This is a genomic window from Bradyrhizobium pachyrhizi (assembly GCF_029714545.1).
Taxonomy (GTDB): Bacteria; Pseudomonadota; Alphaproteobacteria; order Rhizobiales; family Xanthobacteraceae; genus Bradyrhizobium; species Bradyrhizobium pachyrhizi.
In genome coordinates, this window is the sequence record NZ_CP121667.1 from 7,486,228 (window position 1) to 7,503,662 (window position 17,435).

General features: G+C 57.8%; 14 protein-coding genes and 2 pseudogenes. 13 read left to right on the plus strand and 3 right to left on the minus strand.

The window, feature by feature from the left end; all coding sequences use genetic code 11:
• The first annotated feature begins 135 nt into the window (after nucleotides 1-135).
• From QA639_RS35345 to QA639_RS42090, 4 genes and pseudogenes are all read left to right on the plus strand, one after another.
• Nucleotides 136-450: a co-chaperone GroES gene (locus QA639_RS35345; RefSeq protein WP_283088463.1), complete on the plus strand. Its 315-nt coding sequence runs from the start codon at nucleotides 136-138 to the stop codon at nucleotides 448-450.
• 38 nt (nucleotides 451-488) lie between these two features.
• Nucleotides 489-686 (plus strand): annotated as a pseudogene (gene groEL, locus QA639_RS35350) (chaperonin GroEL); the annotation flags it as partial.
• Between the two features lie 428 nt (nucleotides 687-1,114).
• Complete coding sequence (locus tag QA639_RS35355) at nucleotides 1,115-1,687, plus strand: hypothetical protein (protein ID WP_283088464.1); 573 nt, start codon at nucleotides 1,115-1,117, stop codon at nucleotides 1,685-1,687.
• A 204-nt stretch (nucleotides 1,688-1,891) separates the two neighbouring features.
• Nucleotides 1,892-2,200 (plus strand): annotated as a pseudogene (locus QA639_RS42090) (integrase core domain-containing protein); the annotation flags it as partial.
• 223 nt (nucleotides 2,201-2,423) lie between these two features.
• Here QA639_RS42090 and QA639_RS35365 read toward each other — a convergent pair.
• From QA639_RS35365 to QA639_RS35375, 3 genes are all read right to left on the minus strand, one after another.
• The gene (locus QA639_RS35365; protein ID WP_283088465.1) at nucleotides 2,424-3,701 is read right to left on the minus strand and encodes a type II toxin-antitoxin system HipA family toxin; all 1,278 of its coding nucleotides are present in this window, start codon (nucleotides 3,699-3,701) and stop codon (nucleotides 2,424-2,426) included.
• Nucleotides 3,691-3,999 (minus strand): helix-turn-helix domain-containing protein, encoded by a 309-nt coding sequence (locus QA639_RS35370; protein ID WP_283090677.1) that lies wholly within the window; start codon nucleotides 3,997-3,999, stop codon nucleotides 3,691-3,693. The genes QA639_RS35365 and QA639_RS35370 overlap by 11 nt, the downstream gene beginning before the upstream one ends.
• A 599-nt stretch (nucleotides 4,000-4,598) precedes the next feature.
• Nucleotides 4,599-5,489, minus strand: a complete 891-nt coding sequence (locus tag QA639_RS35375; protein WP_283090678.1) for a LysR substrate-binding domain-containing protein — start codon at nucleotides 5,487-5,489, stop codon at nucleotides 4,599-4,601.
• 138 nt (nucleotides 5,490-5,627) lie between these two features.
• Here QA639_RS35375 and QA639_RS35380 point away from each other — a divergent pair, with 138 nt between their 5' ends.
• The 9 genes from QA639_RS35380 (at nucleotide 5,628) to QA639_RS35420 (ending at nucleotide 17,421) form a co-directional block, all read left to right on the plus strand.
• Entirely contained in the window at nucleotides 5,628-6,377 is a 750-nt protein-coding gene (locus QA639_RS35380) for an SDR family NAD(P)-dependent oxidoreductase (protein ID WP_283088466.1), read from the plus strand.
• Nucleotides 6,378-6,397: 20 nt separating this feature from the next.
• Nucleotides 6,398-7,243, plus strand: coding sequence for a transketolase (locus QA639_RS35385; protein WP_283088467.1), 846 nt, complete (start codon nucleotides 6,398-6,400; stop codon nucleotides 7,241-7,243).
• Nucleotides 7,240-8,250: a transketolase family protein gene (locus QA639_RS35390; protein ID WP_283088468.1), complete on the plus strand. Its 1,011-nt coding sequence runs from the start codon at nucleotides 7,240-7,242 to the stop codon at nucleotides 8,248-8,250. The genes QA639_RS35385 and QA639_RS35390 overlap by 4 nt, the downstream gene beginning before the upstream one ends.
• A gap of 169 nt (nucleotides 8,251-8,419) precedes the next feature.
• On the plus strand, nucleotides 8,420-9,445 hold the full coding sequence (locus QA639_RS35395; protein WP_283088469.1) for a TRAP transporter substrate-binding protein: 1,026 nt from the start codon (nucleotides 8,420-8,422) through the stop codon (nucleotides 9,443-9,445).
• Nucleotides 9,446-9,450: 5 nt separating this feature from the next.
• Complete coding sequence (locus QA639_RS35400) at nucleotides 9,451-11,334, plus strand: TRAP transporter large permease (protein ID WP_283088470.1); 1,884 nt, start codon at nucleotides 9,451-9,453, stop codon at nucleotides 11,332-11,334.
• Between the two features lie 791 nt (nucleotides 11,335-12,125).
• Complete coding sequence (nolL, locus tag QA639_RS35405) at nucleotides 12,126-13,238, plus strand: nodulation factor fucose acetyltransferase NolL (protein WP_283088471.1); 1,113 nt, start codon at nucleotides 12,126-12,128, stop codon at nucleotides 13,236-13,238.
• 365 nt (nucleotides 13,239-13,603) lie between these two features.
• Nucleotides 13,604-16,273, plus strand: coding sequence for a PAS domain S-box protein (locus tag QA639_RS35410; protein WP_283088472.1), 2,670 nt, complete (start codon nucleotides 13,604-13,606; stop codon nucleotides 16,271-16,273).
• Nucleotides 16,270-16,947 (plus strand): response regulator transcription factor, encoded by a 678-nt coding sequence (locus tag QA639_RS35415; RefSeq protein ID WP_283088473.1) that lies wholly within the window; start codon nucleotides 16,270-16,272, stop codon nucleotides 16,945-16,947. The genes QA639_RS35410 and QA639_RS35415 overlap by 4 nt, the downstream gene beginning before the upstream one ends.
• A gap of 93 nt (nucleotides 16,948-17,040) precedes the next feature.
• Nucleotides 17,041-17,421 (plus strand): response regulator transcription factor, encoded by a 381-nt coding sequence (locus QA639_RS35420; protein WP_283088474.1) that lies wholly within the window; start codon nucleotides 17,041-17,043, stop codon nucleotides 17,419-17,421.
• Nucleotides 17,422-17,435: the final 14 nt, after the last annotated feature.

Sequence of the window (17,435 nt, forward strand, 5' to 3'; positions counted from 1 at the left end):
ACTTCTGCCGGCGCTGTCGACAAATTTACATAACTCCTCTTGACCTCAGCTTTGCCGCGCCTAGGTCGATTTTGCCGGAGGGCCGGTTACGGCCCCGGTTCTGATGACATCGCTGAATTGTAGGGAGGATGTGCCGTGCATTTCCATCCATTGCACGATCCCGTGCTGGTGCGACGCATCAATGCCGAGGAGAGGACTGCCGGCGGCATCACCATTCCGGACACCGCGAAGGAAAAGCCGCAGGAAGGCGAGGTGATTGCCTGTGGACCGGGCGGTCGCAACGAACAGGGCCAATTGGTGCCGCTCGACGCGAAGCCTGGCGATCGGGTCTTGTTCGGCAAATGGTCCGGTACGGAGGTCAAGATCGACGGCAAAGAACTTCTCATCGTGAAGGAGAGCGACCTGCTGGGCGTGGTCGAGAAGACCTCCGCGTCGAAGAAGGCCGCTTGAAGTGCTGACAGTCATTGAAGGGAAAAGGAGAGAACGTCATGGCTGCCAAGGAGGTAAAATTCTCTGCGGAAGCTCGCGACCGCATGCTGCGCGGCGTCGATACGCTGGCAAACGGCGTCAAGGTGACACTCGGGCCGAAAGGCCGCAACGTCGTGCTGGACAAATCCTTCGGCGCGCCGCGCATCCCCAAAGACGGTGTCACGGTCGCTGAACGGAGTAGCCTTTCCGAATCCTTTCCGTGATTTGAGCCCATCAAATGGGCCAGGATTTTGCTCTCCCTCCTGGTGCGCGATGCCAGCGCCGTTCGTATGTATTTTAAGCGGGCGGCGCTGTGCCGTTTGTGGCTTGCTACCAACCGCCTGGCGTGGCGACGGCTCGCGCTGTTGTATCGCCACGCCAGGATACTCAATCACGCGAACCGCGCTACTACCATTTCAAGGGGGAGGCGAGTTCCAAACCATGTGGCATGCATGATAGTGCGTTCGATTCTCCGCTAGCGGTCCAAGCGTCGGCTCACAAAATAAGAATGGAAAGATTGCTCAAGTCCAGTACACGAGCGAAGACCGATCAGCTTATTGGAGCGAAACGGCTGAAGACGCCCGCAAGCTCAAGCATGCTTATCCGGTTAGCGCACACACCCATGACACCTAGCGAGGGACTTTGAATGACCTGCATCGTCGGCCTTGTCGACAAAGGCCAAGTTTTCATCGGCGGGGACAGCGCTGGCGTCAGCGCGGGGCGTCTTTCGCTTGTGGTTCGCAATGACCGCAAGGTTTTTCGCAATGGCGATTTCGTAATGGGCTTCACGTCATCATTCCGCATGGGTCAGCTTCTCGCGTTCAATTTTCATCCGCCGACACCGCGCGTCGGGATCGACGTGATGACCTATATGGTCACTGACTTTATCGACGCCGCCCGCGCGCGGATGAAAGAGGGCGGATTTGCGCGCATTAGAGAGGGGGCAGAGGAAGGCGGCAGCTTTTTGGTGGGGTATTCTGGCCGCCTTTTCCATATTTCGGATGACTTTCAAGTCGGGGAGTCGTCACACGGCTTTGACGCCTGCGGCTGCGGCGACCTGATCGCGCTCGGCTCGCTTCGCTCAACTCGCGAATGGACTGACCCATCCGCGCGCGTGAAAGAGGCGCTCGAATGTGCCGAAGCATTCAGCGCGGGCGTGCGCGCGCCCTTCTTTCTCGAGAACACCACCGCCAAAGCGGAAGAAAAGAACGCAGCATGACAAACACAAGAGGTAGTAGGTCATGGGCATCTGTGTGTGACAACTGGATAAGCATGAACTCAAGGACGCCAAGCCGCCTGATCGCGGCCGTCCACTACAAGATCCACACCGTGCTCACCGACAACCGCATCCAGTTCATCACGCCCGGCGCCCGGGGAATCGGCCGTACCGCTGATCAAGCAGGCCATCGCCAGCAGCGAACGCTTCCGGGCCCACGCCTTCGAATACACTTGCGCCACCAACGACATCGAGCATCGCACGACCAAGGCCAAGCATCCGTGGACCAAGGCCAGGTCGAGCGCATGAACCGGACTATCAAGGACGCAACCGTCAAGCGCTTTTATTACGAGAGCCACGATCAGCTCCGCGGCCATCTCGCCAACTTCGTCGCCGCCTACAACGACGGCCGCAGGCTTAAGACTCAAGGGCCTCACACTCTACGAGTTCGTCTGCAAGGCATGGGCCTCCCAGTCCAAACGCTTCACACTCAATCCGCTCCAGCAAATGCCGGGGCTAACATCTAGTTCTCCAAGTTCGACGGAGCAAAGGTTTAAGCGCCCCCGCTCAGCCATGCGACGGATTTAAATCGGTCATGAATTGACTGCGGCGCGGTACTTCCGCGCCAAGCGACGGGTGGTCGTCTCTAACGACCCCTGGCCATCGAGCGTGCGCGCGACGAACCAGCAGCTGTTTCGATAGGTGGACCCGGCGGGAATCTAGCGCCGAACGCACCAACCTAGGGTTTAGGCACCGAAGATTTCGGAATGTGACTCGGATCAAGAACCAAGCTCATTTCTTCGATTTTGGCATCAATCTTTTCGAGGACGGCGACGGGAACGACATCCCTTTCCGGGAGATGCCACCAATGATCATTCACTGACGAAACGACTTCCTCGACAGTCGAGATGACAGCGGGCTCGGGTAGCCGTGCGCGGTTGGCGAGCTTTCGCCAGCGATCTAAAGTGAGCGCCTTGAAGGACCTCTCGCCACCCAATGAGAGCGCTAAATCGTCTTTTGGAAAATAAGCGGTGGTCGACAGGACATCGTAAACGGGGGCGATGGCTGGAGTACAGCCATCGCCTGGGTATATCGTAGACCAATTCTTCAAGTGCATATCGCCGTTGCCGACAAGCGCGGCAAGCGCCAGGCGGCGAATGAATTCGAGTGCGGCGTCGGTCGACACCGCCACGTTCAGCGCGGATGCAATGTCGTGGTACGATGCGTCATCGTATTTTTTTGATGGCTGCCGGCCAAAGATCTGAGCGAAGTCTTCGATATGAATTCGGGCGCCTTGCGGGCCCCGATCGAAGCGCTTCACGAGCAGGACCTTGCCGGTAGACAGGGTATTAAATTCTTCGGGGATGCCCTCGAAATCGGATTTCTCGACAAGTTCGCGTTCCGGCACGTCCATTCCGAGGATTTCGGACAGTGCCAGAATGGCAAACTCGTTTTCAGACATTCCAACAAGATTGGTCGAAGGGAATTTTGCGATGTACTGACCTTGCTCGTCGGCAATGGGCAAGGTCAGTCCACCGCCCTTGCCGGTGTTTTTCACTACGGAGAGCTTCATCTGAACTCCCGCCAAAGAAAAGCGCGCTTTGATCTCACGTGGATTTTCTTGAGCCGCAATCGTGGTGCTGCCGTCGCTCGGTAGGACGCGCACAGCTCCCGGCAGGTCTGCGCCAAGCGCAGCCAAGAGGTCGAAATCGTTTCCTTGCCTCACCGCTCCCGCGTGGTGCTTTTCCATTGCGTCGCGGAGCTTGTCCTCGGGCAACATGTTCGCGAAGAACGCCGGCAGCATGTGCGCTGCCGGCTTCGGGTCCTTGCGAAGGCCACCATCGGCCGAGCGAAACGAAAGACTCAATATTGGGGGTCTCGCCATGGCTCGATAGACCGGGTCGAGACTGAAGGCGTTGAAATCGCCCGGCGTACGCACGACCGTTCCGACCTTGAGGTCTTGAAGGAACACATCCAGCGACTGGATGGTATTAGGGACGCGGACCCTAGTGCTCATCATCATCATCCATATCGGTAGTAAACGCCGGCCGGTCTTCGTCTGCGGATGGGCGAAGTAGTGCGTTGACGCCGGGTACCATTGCCTGTGGGATCAACATCAGTTCCATGCCGAGCGCACGCGCGACGTTGATCAGCGTGGTCGCACGTGCAGCGGCGTCGCCTTGCTCTATATCCCGGTAGCGGGGCCGAGAAATGCCCGCGCGTTCGGCCACCTGCTGTTGAGTTAGCCCCGCTTGTTTTCTTGCGTCGCGGAGGAGCCGTCCTAGCTGTTGGGTTGCTTCCGAGCTCCGCTTCATGATCTGTTTTCGTATCTTACTTGAAAGATACCTATAGATATCATCTTCCATTCAATCGTCAAAGCAAAGATCCGTTTACGTTTCATTTTGACGCAAAACGATCTCCAAACGTATCTTTTATGTGTGAAACTCGCCCAAGCAGCCAGAAGACCCGACGTCATCAGGGAACCCATCCCGAGTATCTCCAGCTGACACGACTGAGTACGTCGACAGGCCTCTGCGGAACTAGTTGGCCTTTAATAGTCGCCGCCGACGGATGGTGATCTACGTAGCGCGGCAACTCGACCGAGAAGACGCACTCATAGAAAAAGGACCCGGATCCGAACTAGTTAGGTTGAATGAGCCGGATCAAAGCCATATGTCCAGGTGTACCTGCTCTCAAGGAACTCAACAGACCTTTCCCCTCAAGCATTTCATTCCATCGACAAATACGGACTGGGAATAAAGGCCGACAGCTTTACTAGCGCTCGCCCGCTCAGCCCCTTCATTACGTGAGAGCTCTGAAAGTTCGCCTATTGGTTCGAACGGGCCAGAAGCGAAATCGCCGGATTGGACAACGCGAACGCAGCATGCTGGAGGTATCGGGAGCTCAATTCGAATTAACCCTTGTTGTCCGCCTGCGCGAGCTCTGACGTGATCCAATCCACGAAGGCGCGAAGGGCCCGACGTTGACGCCCGGCGCGAGGAAAGACGAGATGGTGGCCGACATAGCGGATATCAGTTGAACGACCGACCAGCGGCGCCACCAGGCGACGAGCTTCTATCTCACGTTCGGCCAAACGAGTTGATTCCAAGGTTACGCCGACTCCGCCACATGCCATAGCTATTGCCAGGAAACTACGATCAAAGCGCATCCCGTGAATGGCAGGCGGCTCGAGTCCATTCGCAGTGAACCATTGATGCCACTGCACTTGCTTCACGTCCGAGCGAATGAGCACCTGGCTCAATAGATCCTTTGGCTTGCGGATCTTCTTGGCAACCTCAGGGGCGCAAAGCGGGGTGACAGTCTCTTCGCCGAGCGGGATCACATCGACACCCTCGCTACGAGGCGGTCCGTAGACGATGTCGAGATCGAAGTCGTCGTTGGTGAAACGAGCATATTCGGTATTGGCGGCAAGCCGCACTTCAAGCTGCGGTTCGGCGGCGAGAAACTTCATCAGGCGTGGGGCTAGCCATTGTGCTGCAAAACTTGGAGCACAATGCACCCTCAAAAGCTGCGGTCCCCGGCCGGCAACCTCTTCGATTCCGCGCCGCAGATTGTCAAAAGCCGCTCCCGCATGACGCATCAGGTTCTCGCCTGCGGGCGTTAGCCGAACAGAACGTGCACTTCGCTCGAAGAGCGTAGTGCTCATCGTGCTTTCCAGCTTACGGATCGCATGGCTGACTGCACTTGGGGTCAAATGCAATTCGTCAGCCGCGTTGCTGAAGGAGCCGGTGCGCGCAGCCGCTTCGAAGGCTCGGATAGCCGAGATCGGGATACTCGACAACAGCATGCCCATAAGTGAACCAGATTCACATATCCAAGACAACAGTGCGTTTGTCCCGGAAGCGCCTCCGACCTAGGAATTTGATCAAGAGGACCGGCTGCCTGTCGCAGCGCCTGGAAGAATAGATACAGGGAGGATCGAATGCTGCTTCGCGGCAAAACAGCTATTATTACAGGTGCCGCTTCGCCCCGCGGGATTGGCCTTGCGACCGCCAGACGGTTTGCCGAAGAAGGCGCGCGGGTCGCCATCCTCGATATCGACGGGCCCGCCGCACAAGCCGCCGCGCAAGGCCTTGGCGACGCCCATATTGGAGTGGCTTGCAACGTCGCCGACCAGGCCTCTTGCCTGAAGGCAGTTGAAATCGTCGCCGGCGACTTCGGTCAGATCGACATCTTGATCAACAACGCCGGCATTACCCAGCCGGTAAAATTCCTCGACATCAAGCCGGGCGACTGGGACCGCGTCCAGGACGTCAACCTCAAGGGCATACTATTCCTTTCTCAGGCCGTGATTCCACACATGCAGAAGCGCAAGGCCGGATCGATTGTGTGCATGTCATCAGTATCAGCCCAGCGCGGTGGCGGCATTTTCGGCGGTCCACACTACTCGGCGGCAAAGGCGGGAGTCCTTGGGCTTGCCAAGGCCATGGCGCGGGAATTTGGCGCCGATGGAATTCGCGTCAACTGCGTCGCACCGGGGTTGATCGGCACCGACATCACGTCCGGCAAGCTCACAGACGAAATGAAAGCGAAGATTTTGGAAGGCATTCCGCTCGGAAGGCTGGGGGAAGCAAAGGATGTCGCAGGAATCTACACGTTTCTCGCTTCGGATCTTTCCGCTTACGTCACCGGTGCCGTGATCGATGTCAATGGCGGGATGCTCATTCACTAAGGGGAGCGACGGAGAGAAGGATGTCCACGACTACGCTTATTAACGCACCTACCCTTTCGCAGCGCGCGCGTAACATTCGCCGTAACGCGCTGCGCATGGGCGAGGTTCAAGGGCAGGGGTACATCGCGCAGGCGCTCGACATCTCCGACGTGCTGGCGGTCGCATACTTTCACGCGATGCGCTACCGGCCGGAGGAGCCCACCTGGGAAGATCGCGATCGCTTTCTTCTCTCCAACGGTCACTACGCCATCGCCCTGTATGCCGCACTAATCGAGGCTGGCATTATCCCCGAAGCCGAACTTGAGACGTATGGCTTCGACGAAAGCCGTCTTCCGATGTCCGGCATGGCCTCCTACACGCCTGGCATGGAAATGTCCGGCGGCTCCCTGGGGCTCGGACTGAGTATTGCGGTCGGCATGGGCCTCGGGTTGAAGCGGAAGGGCTCCAAAAGCCGCGTCTTCACGCTGTTCTCGGACGGAGAGCTCGACGAGGGTTCAAAGTGGGAGGCGATGATGTCGGCTGCACACCACAAGCTCGACAATCTGGTCGCGATCATCGACGTCAACAACCAGCAAGCTGACGGTCCCTCGAAGCAGATACTGGGATTCGAGCCGTTGGTCGAAAAGCTAGAGGCTTTCGGCTGGTTTGTACGCCGGGTCGACGGCAATGACCTCGACGCCGTTGTGGCGGCCTTTGACGCGGCGAGTTCGCACACCAAACCGCAACCGCGCGTGATCGTCGCTGACACGCTGATGGGAAAGGGAGTTCCATTCCTGGAGCAGCGCGAAAAGAACCATTTCATTCGAGTCGAGGCGCACGAATGGAAACTGGCGTTGGCAGAACTTGCTGCTGGAGACAGGTCATGAAGTCGACGATCTCAGCTTCGCCCGGGAAACCGCGGCTCACCACCTCTGCGATGATCGCGTCGATCGCGGCCGAGGGCCAAAAGACGAAGCCGGCACCGTTCGGTCACGCACTCGTCGAGCTGGCTCGAAGCCGTCCCGAGGTCGTGGGCCTCACCGCCGACCTCGGCAAGTACACGGATCTGCATATTTTCGCGAAGCAGTTCCCGGAACGCTACTATCAGATGGGGATGGCCGAACAGCTACTTTACGGTGCAGCGTCGGGCATGGCGGCTGAAGGATTTATGCCGTTTGCTACGACCTATGCGGTGTTCGCTTCGCGTCGCGCGTACGATTTCATCCATCAGACGATTGCGGAAGAAGACCGCAACGTGAAAATCGTATGCGCGTTGCCCGGCCTCACTTCAGGTTACGGCCCGAGCCACCAGGCGGCGGAAGACCTCGCCCTGTTTCGCGCCATGCCGAACATGACCGTGATCGATCCCTGCGATGCTCATGAAATCGAACAGATTGTTCCTGCCATCGCGGCGCATCATGGGCCGGTGTACATGCGGCTGCTGCGCGGTCAGGTGCCGCTTGTGCTGGACGAGTACAACTATCAATTCAAACTCGGCAAGGCATCCCTCATTCGCGACGGTCGGGAAGTCCTGATCATCTCCTCCGGGATCATGACCATGAGGGCGTTAGAAGCCGCAAAGGAGCTCGCCGGCGACTGCGTGGATGCGGCAGTGCTGCATGTACCGACGATCAAGCCTCTCGATCACGAAGCGATCCTACGCGAAGCGGCCAGGCCCGCCCGCCTCGTCGTTGTCGCAGAGAACCACACCATCATCGGGGGCCTCGGAGAGGCAGTTGCGGCATTGTTGATGCGCTCCGGCATTCATCCGGCCTTCCGCCAGATCGCGTTGCCCGACGAGTTTCTTGCCGCTGGGGCGCTCCCCACACTGCATGATCGCTACGGCATTTCCACTGCTGAAGTTGCAAGGCAGGTCAAGGGCTGGCTGCGCTAAGCGCGCAGCGCCATTCGTTAAGTTCGCCTGAGGAAAACATCGCCTACGCGGCATCGCTGCGGAGAACGATGGCTAATGCCTGACGGCCGGTGCCCGAGAACCGGTCCGGAGCTGCAGACAAACACCGCTGCCGGTGAACACACCGATTCATATCAACAAGGAGGAAGCAATGACCCAACGCAAACCGATTGCCATAACTCGTCGCAAGCTGCTCCTGGCCGGCGCTGCCGTTCCGTTGTGCGCCGTACTCAGCCGCCCCGCTGCGGCGGCGGAGTTTACTTACAAGCTCGCGACCGGGCAGGATCCGACGCATCCGGTGAACGTTCGAGCCAAGGAGGCTGCCGATCGCATCAAGGAAACGACAGGCGGGCGCCTGGAAATCAATCTCTTTCCGGCCAATCAGCTCGGCTCGGATACGGATCTCCTGACGCAGGTCCGCAACGGTAGCGTCGAGTTCTTCAACCTGTCTTCCCTAATCCTCGCCACCCTCGTGCCGGCCGCCGGGATCGTGAATCTGGGCTTCCTCTTTCCGAGCTACGATGCGGTCTGGAAAGCCATGGATGGTGAGCTCGGTGCTTACATCCGGGCGCAGATCGCCAAGACACCGATCATGACGGTCTCCAAGCCTTGGGACAACGGCTTCCGCCACATCACGTCGTCGGGTCGAGAGATCAAGACGCCGGAGGACCTCAAGGGCTTCAAGCTTAGGGTACCCGCCGCACCCAATCTGACCTCGCTATTCCTTGCGTTCAGGGCAGGACCGGCGCCAATTAACTTTAATGAGGTCTATTCCGCGTTGCAGACCAAGGTCGTCGACGGTCAGGAGAATCCCCTTCCCATCATCGCAACCGCGCGGCTGTACGAGGTACAGAAAACCTGCAGTCTGACGGGTCATGTTTGGGACAACTACTGGATCCTCGGCAACAAACGCGCCTTCGAGAAGCTTCCAAAGGACGTGCAGACAATCGTGACGCGCGAGTTCGACCGCTCGGCCGAAAATGAGCGAGCTGACATCGCAAAGCTCAGTGAGTCGCTGCGCACCGATCTGAGCGCAAAGGGGATGCAATTCCTAGAAGTCGACCGATCGGTCTTCCGCCAGGCGCTGGCTAAAACGAGCTTCTATGCCGACTGGAAAGCCAAATTCGGTGAAGAAGCGTGGGCGCAACTCGAGAAAGCCGCTGGCAAGCTTGGGTGAGCGCCATGGAACACGGACACATAGAAGGGGCGACCCTCGCCCTGCCAGAACCGCCCTCCGGATGGCGAAAAATTGTCGTGAGCGTGAACCGGGCGCTCAAACCTGTTGTCGCCATCCCTGCCGCACTCCTCGTCGTTGCGGAGGTGATCGTCCTCTTTGTCGGCATCATTTCCCGCTACGTGCTCCACGCGCCGATCGTCTGGTCGGACGAACTTGCCGGCATCCTGTTCCTATGGCTCGCGATGCTGGGATCGGTCGTTGCTTTCCAACGAGCCGAACACATGCGGATGACAGCGATCATCGGCATGATCCGCCCGGAAGCGAGGCTATTCCTGGACGTCTTCGCGACGGCCGCATCGTTGGCATTCCTGCTGCTGGTCGTTCACCCGGCATACGAGTTTGCGGCCGACGAGGTGTATGTGACCACTCCCGCTCTGGGAATCGTCAACACTTGGCGCGCCGCCGCCCTTCCCGTCGGAATTGGGCTGATGCTGATCGTCGCGACTCTGAGATTGGTGGCCACGGCCAATGTCAAGCATCTCGTGGCAGCCGTTGCCGCCGTCGCGGCGCTGATCGGGATTCTCGCGTTTATGGCGCCGGTTTTGAAGCCGCTCGGCAATCTCAACTTGCTGATCTTCTTCGTGTTCATCGTCGGCGCTATGGTTTTCGCGGCGGTGCCGATCGCCTTCGCGTTCGGCTTGGCGACCATCGGATACATAACACTTACCACGAGCACGCCCGACGTGGTCGTGATCGGTCGCATGGACGAGGGCATGAGCCATCTCATTCTGCTCGCGGTCCCGCTGTTCGTGTTCCTCGGCTTGTTGATCGAAATGACCGGCATGGCCCGCGCCATGGTCGGGTTCCTTGCCAGTCTGCTCGGCCACGTTCGGGGTGGCCTCCAGTATGTGCTGGTCGGTGCAATGTACTTGGTCTCGGGTATCTCGGGATCCAAGGCAGCCGACATGGCGGCAATAGCGCCCGTGCTTTTCCCCGAAATGACCAAGCGCGGCGCAAAGCGTGGCGACCTCGTCGCGCTCCTGGCGGCCACCGGCGCTCAAACCGAGACGATTCCCCCGTCCTTGGTGCTGATCACGATCGGATCGGTGACCGGCGTGTCGATTGCGGCTCTGTTCACCGGCGGGTTACTACCAGCCATCGTGCTCGCAATCGGGCTGTGTGCGGTCGTGTGGTGGCGATACCGTGGGGAGGACTTGTCCCATGTTCAGCGAGCGACGAGCCGAGAAATTAGTCGTGCCTTCCTGATTGCGATTCCCGCTATCACCCTGCCTTTTCTGATCCGCGCCGCGGTTGTCGAAGGGGTCGCGACCGCCACCGAGGTCTCGACGATAGGCATTGTCTATTCCGCGCTGGCTGGGCTTCTCATCTATCGCCAATTTGACTGGCGTCGCCTCTATCCGATGTTGGTTGAGACCGCGGCTCTCTCCGGTGCGATCCTCTTCATCATTGGTGCGGCGACAGGAATGGCCTGGGCTCTAACCCAGTCGGGCTTCTCGGCATCGCTCGCGAAGTTCATGACCTCCTTACCGGGTGGTGTGCCGGTATTTCTGATCGTCACTATCATTGCGTTCGTTATCCTGGGGAGCGTACTCGAAGGCATTCCTGCCATCGTGCTCTTTGGCCCACTGCTCTTCCCCATCGCACGTCAAGTCGGCGTGCATGAGGTCCACTACGCGATTGTTGTCGTTCTGGCGATGGGAATTGGGCTTTTCGCGCCGCCATTTGGGGTCGGATACTACGCGGCGTGTGCCATCAGTCGGATTCATCCTGACGAAGGCATTGGCCCGATCGTTGCATACATATTGGCCTTGCTCCTTGGCACGATTGTAGTGGCTACAGTGCCATGGATTTCCATCGGATTCTTGTAAATCCAAAAAAGGCATTAGGTGCGGAGGTCGTCCGCACCTCTCTGTGTTCCCCGCAGCTTTAGAAGGATAGAAGGTGAACGTTCGCGAGCTAGACAACCTGTTAGAGCAGTTCTTTACCCTAGTCGAGGCAACGGTTCGCCTTCCTCCGGGCACGGAGCGACGCAGCGCGTTCAGGGACATCCGTGACTATGGATCACGCATCGATCAAATCGCCACGCGGCTCCTGAAGCACGACCAAAATTGATCTTCAGAAGGCTCGGCCTGGTCGCCTCAGCCCTGTCGTAGAGCCGCTATCGCGGTTGTCTTCATGCGCGGTGGATGACTTACCGAGCCCTGTAGCTTGCTGCCCGAGGAAGCGATCGATAGGCCTACTCAGGCGCGCGGGAACCTTGAACGCACATTCAGGCAGGAAGAAGCGATTCAGCTTCATGGCGGAATGCTCAACTTAGTTCAATCGAATTGGGAGACAACCTGCAGACGAACGAAAGCGTAATCCGCGCTTTGACGATCAGGACGCCACCACAATTGACCTCGCCTGCTCGACGCGAGCGCCGCCTCCAGGCGTGATCATTTAAGACGATGCAGCGTGACGCAGCGCCGGCCGGACTTGACGTTTTGGGCGACACACGAGGATTTCGTTGGCTTCCCTCCGGCCTACAAGGCCGTGGACACCACTACACGGTCTGAGTAAACCCCTTGATGCAAGGTCGTCTGCCTAGGCACCGCACAACTATCTTTAAGGAACGAATAGTCCCGGAACGGTGCTATGGCACAACGAAGCTAGAGGTTTTATGCTCTATCGCGCAACTCCATCGACTGGCCACGGCTCACGCGCGGCCGGACCAGACAAGCGAGATCTAAGCTTTGACTTTGCCAAAGGCACACTCATTATCTTGGTGATCATTGGACATTTGCTGCAATACGTCATCTACCGAGGCAATGGCTATTGGGATTCGCCGTATTTCAAATCGATCTACATGTTTCATATGCCTCTCTTTATGGCGATAAGCGGATATCTGTCTTCGAGAGCCCTCCTTGGAAAATCATTCGCTCGTAGCGTCAAAGAGCGCACAACCCAATTGTTGCTGCCAACGCTGTTTTGGTGGGCCATTTTGGAGGCGATTAAAGTTGCGGCGTTTTTACCCTCCGGCAGTATAGTTGGCGGAGATGTCTTGAACGATTTAGTCGGTTCTTACTGGTTTATATGGGCAACATTTGCTTCTTTCCTTGTCGTAAAGGGTCTTCTGACGATCTTCCGTCGCCTATCGATGTGGATTGTAGGCATCTCTGCATTTGCTGTCGCAGTCATGCCCGTCACGTTTTCCATAGCGCCCTTGCTTAGATACACTTACCCATTCTTCTGCCTCGGATTCTTGCTCTCCCAGTCGACCGAACGTCAGACACGCCTTCTTCCACGCAACAAACTCCTCTTGATGTTCCCCCTCGCTGCAATTGCTTGCGCGTGCTTTCTTGCTTGGAGCAAGGAGACTTACGTCTACAACAATCTCGCCCTGATTCACGACACTGCCTCGGCTGGGCAAGTGTTGCTGATGTTCGCTGGCTCTGCAGCGGCCTCTTGGATCGCGTTTGAAATAATCGCTCAGCTCTGGAAACTCAGTTCCTCAAATAGAATAGCTCGTTTTATCGCGGTGGATCTTGGCCAGAGCACGCTGCTTCTTTATCTGCTCCAGGGTACCGTTTTTCGCCTCATGGACTTCGTTCAGTTCGGAGAACTATGGGATATCTCGACCAAACTCTTCGTTGCCGGAATGCTTGGGGTGTCAATCGTTGTCATCGCGCTGACCGTTTGCTTCATTGTGCGGGACTTCGGATGGTTGTCTCGGATTGTAGTCGGAACCTCGCCACGCTCGGAAGCACTCAAAGCCCAGTCGGCGACCAACTGATCAACTCTTCTCGGCTGTGACAGACGCATCAATCTGCGCGAAGCCCTAGGTGCCTCTACAACACGCGTTTACAGCAGACCAGTCCACGACGATCCGCTCCGGCAATCGATCGGAGTGGGGTGGAGATGCGGGCCAAAGAAGCTTGAGGCGCATAGCTCGGGCACGGTTGCTAGCTTCGATATTGAAAGGTTTAAAAGAACTATACGAACGTTTGTGATGCGCCTTCCTTCGGCTCATGCTGAGTTCAGTGACCGCCGACCGTTCTCGGCACCGCCCCCAAAGTGCTGTTCGGGGCGAAAGGAATTGCCGCATTTTTGCCCAATATGTTAACCTCATCCGCCAGAGAATGGCGGACGGCTGCAAGCATGCATAATCAGCTCACCAAGTTCGGATATTCAGTAGGGCAGCTTGCTTTCGGTAGCATTACGCTGGCGACGGTGACGCTAGCTTCCGTATACGTTCACAGCCACTTTGCGGCGACAGCGTTTGCCTATCTGGTGGTGATATTGCTGTTTTCGCTGATGGGTAGCTTCATCGCATCGTCCGCACTCTCTATCTTCTCCGTCGCGGCTTTGGCCTACTTGTTTGCACCACCAACATTCAGTCTCCAGATTGACGACCCCCAAGATCTTCTTGTGCTTGTCGCTTTCCTTACCGCATCAATGGTCGGAACGCAGCTAATCCGAAACGTTCGCCGCGAGAGGGAGACTGCGCGTGATATCGCAGCCAAGCTACGGAACAGCGAGGCCGATTTGCGTGACCGCGAGAAACGATGGCGCGCGATCTTTGAGCACAATCCGGTCATGTACTTCATGCTCGATGAGGCCGGAACGGTCCTCAATGTCAACACCTTCGGTGCGACACAACTCGGCTATGGGCCCGAGGAATTAGTCGGCCTATCCGTGCTGAAGATCTTTCGGGACGAAGATCGCGAAGTTGTCCGCAAATGCATAGGAGAGTGCCTTACAAATATCGGCCAATCGCACACCTGGGATATCGAGAAGGTGAGGAAGGACGGCTCAGCGCTGTGGGTGCGCGAAAACGCCAAAGCTATGCTGTGGGCTGATGACAAGCCCATCGTCCTCATCGCTTGTGAAGATATCACTGAGCGAAGGCGGACAGTACTTGCTCTGCAGCGGAGCGAAGCCCATTTGGCCCAGGCGCAGGAATTGAGCCACACTGGCAGCTTCGGCTGGAACGTTGCCACCGGCGAGGTCTTTTGGTCCAGGGAGACTTTTCGGCTTTTCCAATACGACCCTGAGACCAAACCAACACCGCAGTTCGTCCTCGACCGCACTCACCCCGAAGACAAGGCTTCGGTCCAAGACGTTTTGAATCGAGCGTCTCAAGGCCAGGATTTCGAGCACGAATACCGACTGCTGATGCCCGACGGGTCGGTAAAGCACATTCACGCGCTGGCACGGGCCACGAGAACCACGTCTGGCGATATCGAGTTTGTCGGGGCGGCGACCGATATCACGGCAACAAAGCAGGTGGAACAACAGCTACGCCGGAGCGAAGCCTATCTGGCCGACGCGCAGCGGCTCAGTCACACGGGCACCTGGTCCTGGGACTGCAACCGTCGTTGTTTTGCGTATCGCTCCGCCGAAGTCAGCCGCCTGTTTGGCTTCGACCCGGAAGAGTCTATATCGCTTGATGCCATCCGGTCGCGCATCCATCCAGACGACTTGGCCCTGCAGCAGGAAGTGCAGCGTCAGGCCATCGAACAGAAGACAGGGAACTTCGAATATGACTTCCGAATCCGCCTTCCAGATGGCGCGATAAGGTACATACACGCCATTGCGCACGCCGTGGTAGGAAGCGATGGCTCCACCGTCGAGCTCATCGGAACGCATATGGATGTCACCGAGCATCACGCAGCCAGGGAACGTCTAGAAAACACCCTTGCTGCGCTGCGCGAAAGCGAGCAGCGCTTTCGCGACTACGCCGAAACGGCGTCCGACTGGCTATGGGAAACCGGACCAGACCACCTGCTTACCCAATTCTTGGAGCACGCCAGCGCCGCGGGCGTCGTGGCGAAAGGGGTCATCGGTCTGCCCCGCCGAGAAATTGCGCGCGACGTCGAAGAAGAACCCGACAAGTGGCGACAACATCAGGCGACGCTAGACGCACATCTCCCATTTCGAGATCTGATCTACCGAACCGTCAACCGGCACGGCTGTCCGACCTACGTCCGGACGAGCGGCAAGCCCTTTTTTGATGGAAGCGGCAACTTTCTTGGCTACAGAGGTGTCAGCACCGACATCACCGCGATGATTCGGGCAGACCAGGCCGAACAAGAGCTGAGGAAGGCCCAAGCGGAGCTGGCGCATGTGACGCGCGTGACGACGCTTGGCGAGCTGACAGCCTCCATCGCCCACGAAGTAAACCAACCGCTCGCCGCCATCATCAGCAACGCCGATGCGTGCCTCGGTTGGCTGGGTCGAAAGACACCTGATCTTCCTGCTGCGCGCAGCTCGGTGGAGTGGATCATCGAAGACGCTATCCGGGCAAGCGAAGTGATCCGCCGCATCCGGGCACTAGCTAAGAAAGGCGAGATCGAAATGGTGACAATCGATATCAACGATGTCGTCAAGGACGCCATCGCGCTGGTGACACGCGAGTTGGCCAATCACCAAGTCACCCTGCGGACTGAGTTGGCGCCGACGCTTCCCGCGATTCTGGCCGACCGTGTTCAACTGCAGCAGGTGATCATCAATCTCGTGATGAACGGGATCGAAGCCATGCAAACGATTGGCGACCGCACGCGCGAACTCGTGATTCAGTCATCCCTGGATGATATGGGCCGGGTGCAACTCTCGGTGACTGATTGCGGCATCGGGATCGCCGAGGATGATACGAACCACATCTTGGATCCGTTCTACACCACCAAAGCGAGCGGTCTTGGAATGGGCCTGTCGATCTGCCGTTCCATTGTGGAGGCCCATGGAGGGCGCCTGTCAATCGTCCGCAAACAGGGCCCGGGCGCAACATTTCAATTTGTCCTGCCATTGCACGAGGAGGCTGTATCGTGACTGGGCGCTTTGACTCGCCGCGAGAAGACAGGAAGGTGGCGGAGCCGACAAGTGCGACCGTGTTCGTTGTGGAGGATGACGCCTCGCTGCGTCGGTCGCTCACAAACCTTTTTCAACAAGTTGGACTGGACGTGGTAACTTTCGGATCAGCCCACGAAATGCTGCAGAGCAAGGTTCCGGACGTTGTCAGCTGTCTGGTGCTTGACATCCGACTACCGGGACAGAGCGGGCTCGAGTTCCAGACTGAGCTGGCAAAGTCGAATATTCGCATTCCGATTATTTTCATCACCGGCCACGGCGACATCCCAATGAGCGTCAGGGCCATGAAGGGAGGAGCGGTCGATTTTCTCACCAAGCCGTTTCGCGAGCAGGAACTTCTTGATGCGGTGGCGGCGGCGACCGAACGGGATCGCAAGAGACGTGAGGCCGAGCAGACAGTCACGAATCTGCGATCTTTGTTCGAGACCTTAAGCCCACGCGAGCAAGCGGTATTGAAGCTGGTCGCTACTGGTCTGATGAACAAGCAAATTGCTGCCGAGCTTGGGCTCGCCGAGATTACCGTCAAGATCTATCGGGGGCACGTGATGAGAAAAATGCATGCGCGCTCGCTCGCCGATTTGATCAGAATGGCTGAGAAGCTCGGACTTAATGCCAACCGCGGCGAACAAACCTAAGTATGATTTTACAAGCTCGCCCCTCATGCCCACTTTATCGTCCAAGGTGCTGATGCCGACGGCAAGCGCTTTCCAGGGTCAGGAGGGCTGGTCTTGTCCACGCCTTTGATTTCCGTTGTCGATGATGACGCCTCAGTCCGGGCTGCGATAGAGAACCAGCTCAAGTCGCGCGGCTACATTGTCCATACATTTGCGTCCGCCAAGGAGTTCCTCGAGTCGCCTCAGCTGGACGAAACGTCGTGTGTAATTACGGATGTGCAGATGTCGGTGATGAACGGCTTGGATCTGGTCGCGGAGATGCGAGCTCAGAATTATGACGCGCCTTTCATCCTCATCACGGCATTTCCCAATGACCGGGTTCGTGCCGCTGCGCTGGGTGCCGGAGCCGTCGGGTTCTTGGCGAAGCCCTTCACCGCACATATGTTGATCAAGTGCCTTGATACCGCACTAAAGAAGCACCGCGGCGGCGGCTGAGCCAACGAGCCATC

Coding starts and splice junctions, on each gene's coding strand:
- QA639_RS35400 (WP_283088470.1), top strand. CDS start 9,451: ATGGAACACGGACACATAGAAGGGGCGACCCTCGCCCTGCCAGAACCG.
- QA639_RS35355 (WP_283088464.1), top strand. CDS start 1,115: ATGACCTGCATCGTCGGCCTTGTCGACAAAGGCCAAGTTTTCATCGGC.
- QA639_RS35380 (WP_283088466.1), top strand. CDS start 5,628: ATGCTGCTTCGCGGCAAAACAGCTATTATTACAGGTGCCGCTTCGCCC.
- QA639_RS35365 (WP_283088465.1), bottom strand. CDS start 3,701: ATGAGCACTAGGGTCCGCGTCCCTAATACCATCCAGTCGCTGGATGTG.
- QA639_RS35395 (WP_283088469.1), top strand. CDS start 8,420: ATGACCCAACGCAAACCGATTGCCATAACTCGTCGCAAGCTGCTCCTG.
- nolL (WP_283088471.1), top strand. CDS start 12,126: ATGCTCTATCGCGCAACTCCATCGACTGGCCACGGCTCACGCGCGGCC.
- QA639_RS35390 (WP_283088468.1), top strand. CDS start 7,240: ATGAAGTCGACGATCTCAGCTTCGCCCGGGAAACCGCGGCTCACCACC.
- QA639_RS35410 (WP_283088472.1), top strand. CDS start 13,604: ATGCATAATCAGCTCACCAAGTTCGGATATTCAGTAGGGCAGCTTGCT.
- QA639_RS35385 (WP_283088467.1), top strand. CDS start 6,398: ATGTCCACGACTACGCTTATTAACGCACCTACCCTTTCGCAGCGCGCG.
- QA639_RS35370 (WP_283090677.1), bottom strand. CDS start 3,999: ATGAAGCGGAGCTCGGAAGCAACCCAACAGCTAGGACGGCTCCTCCGC.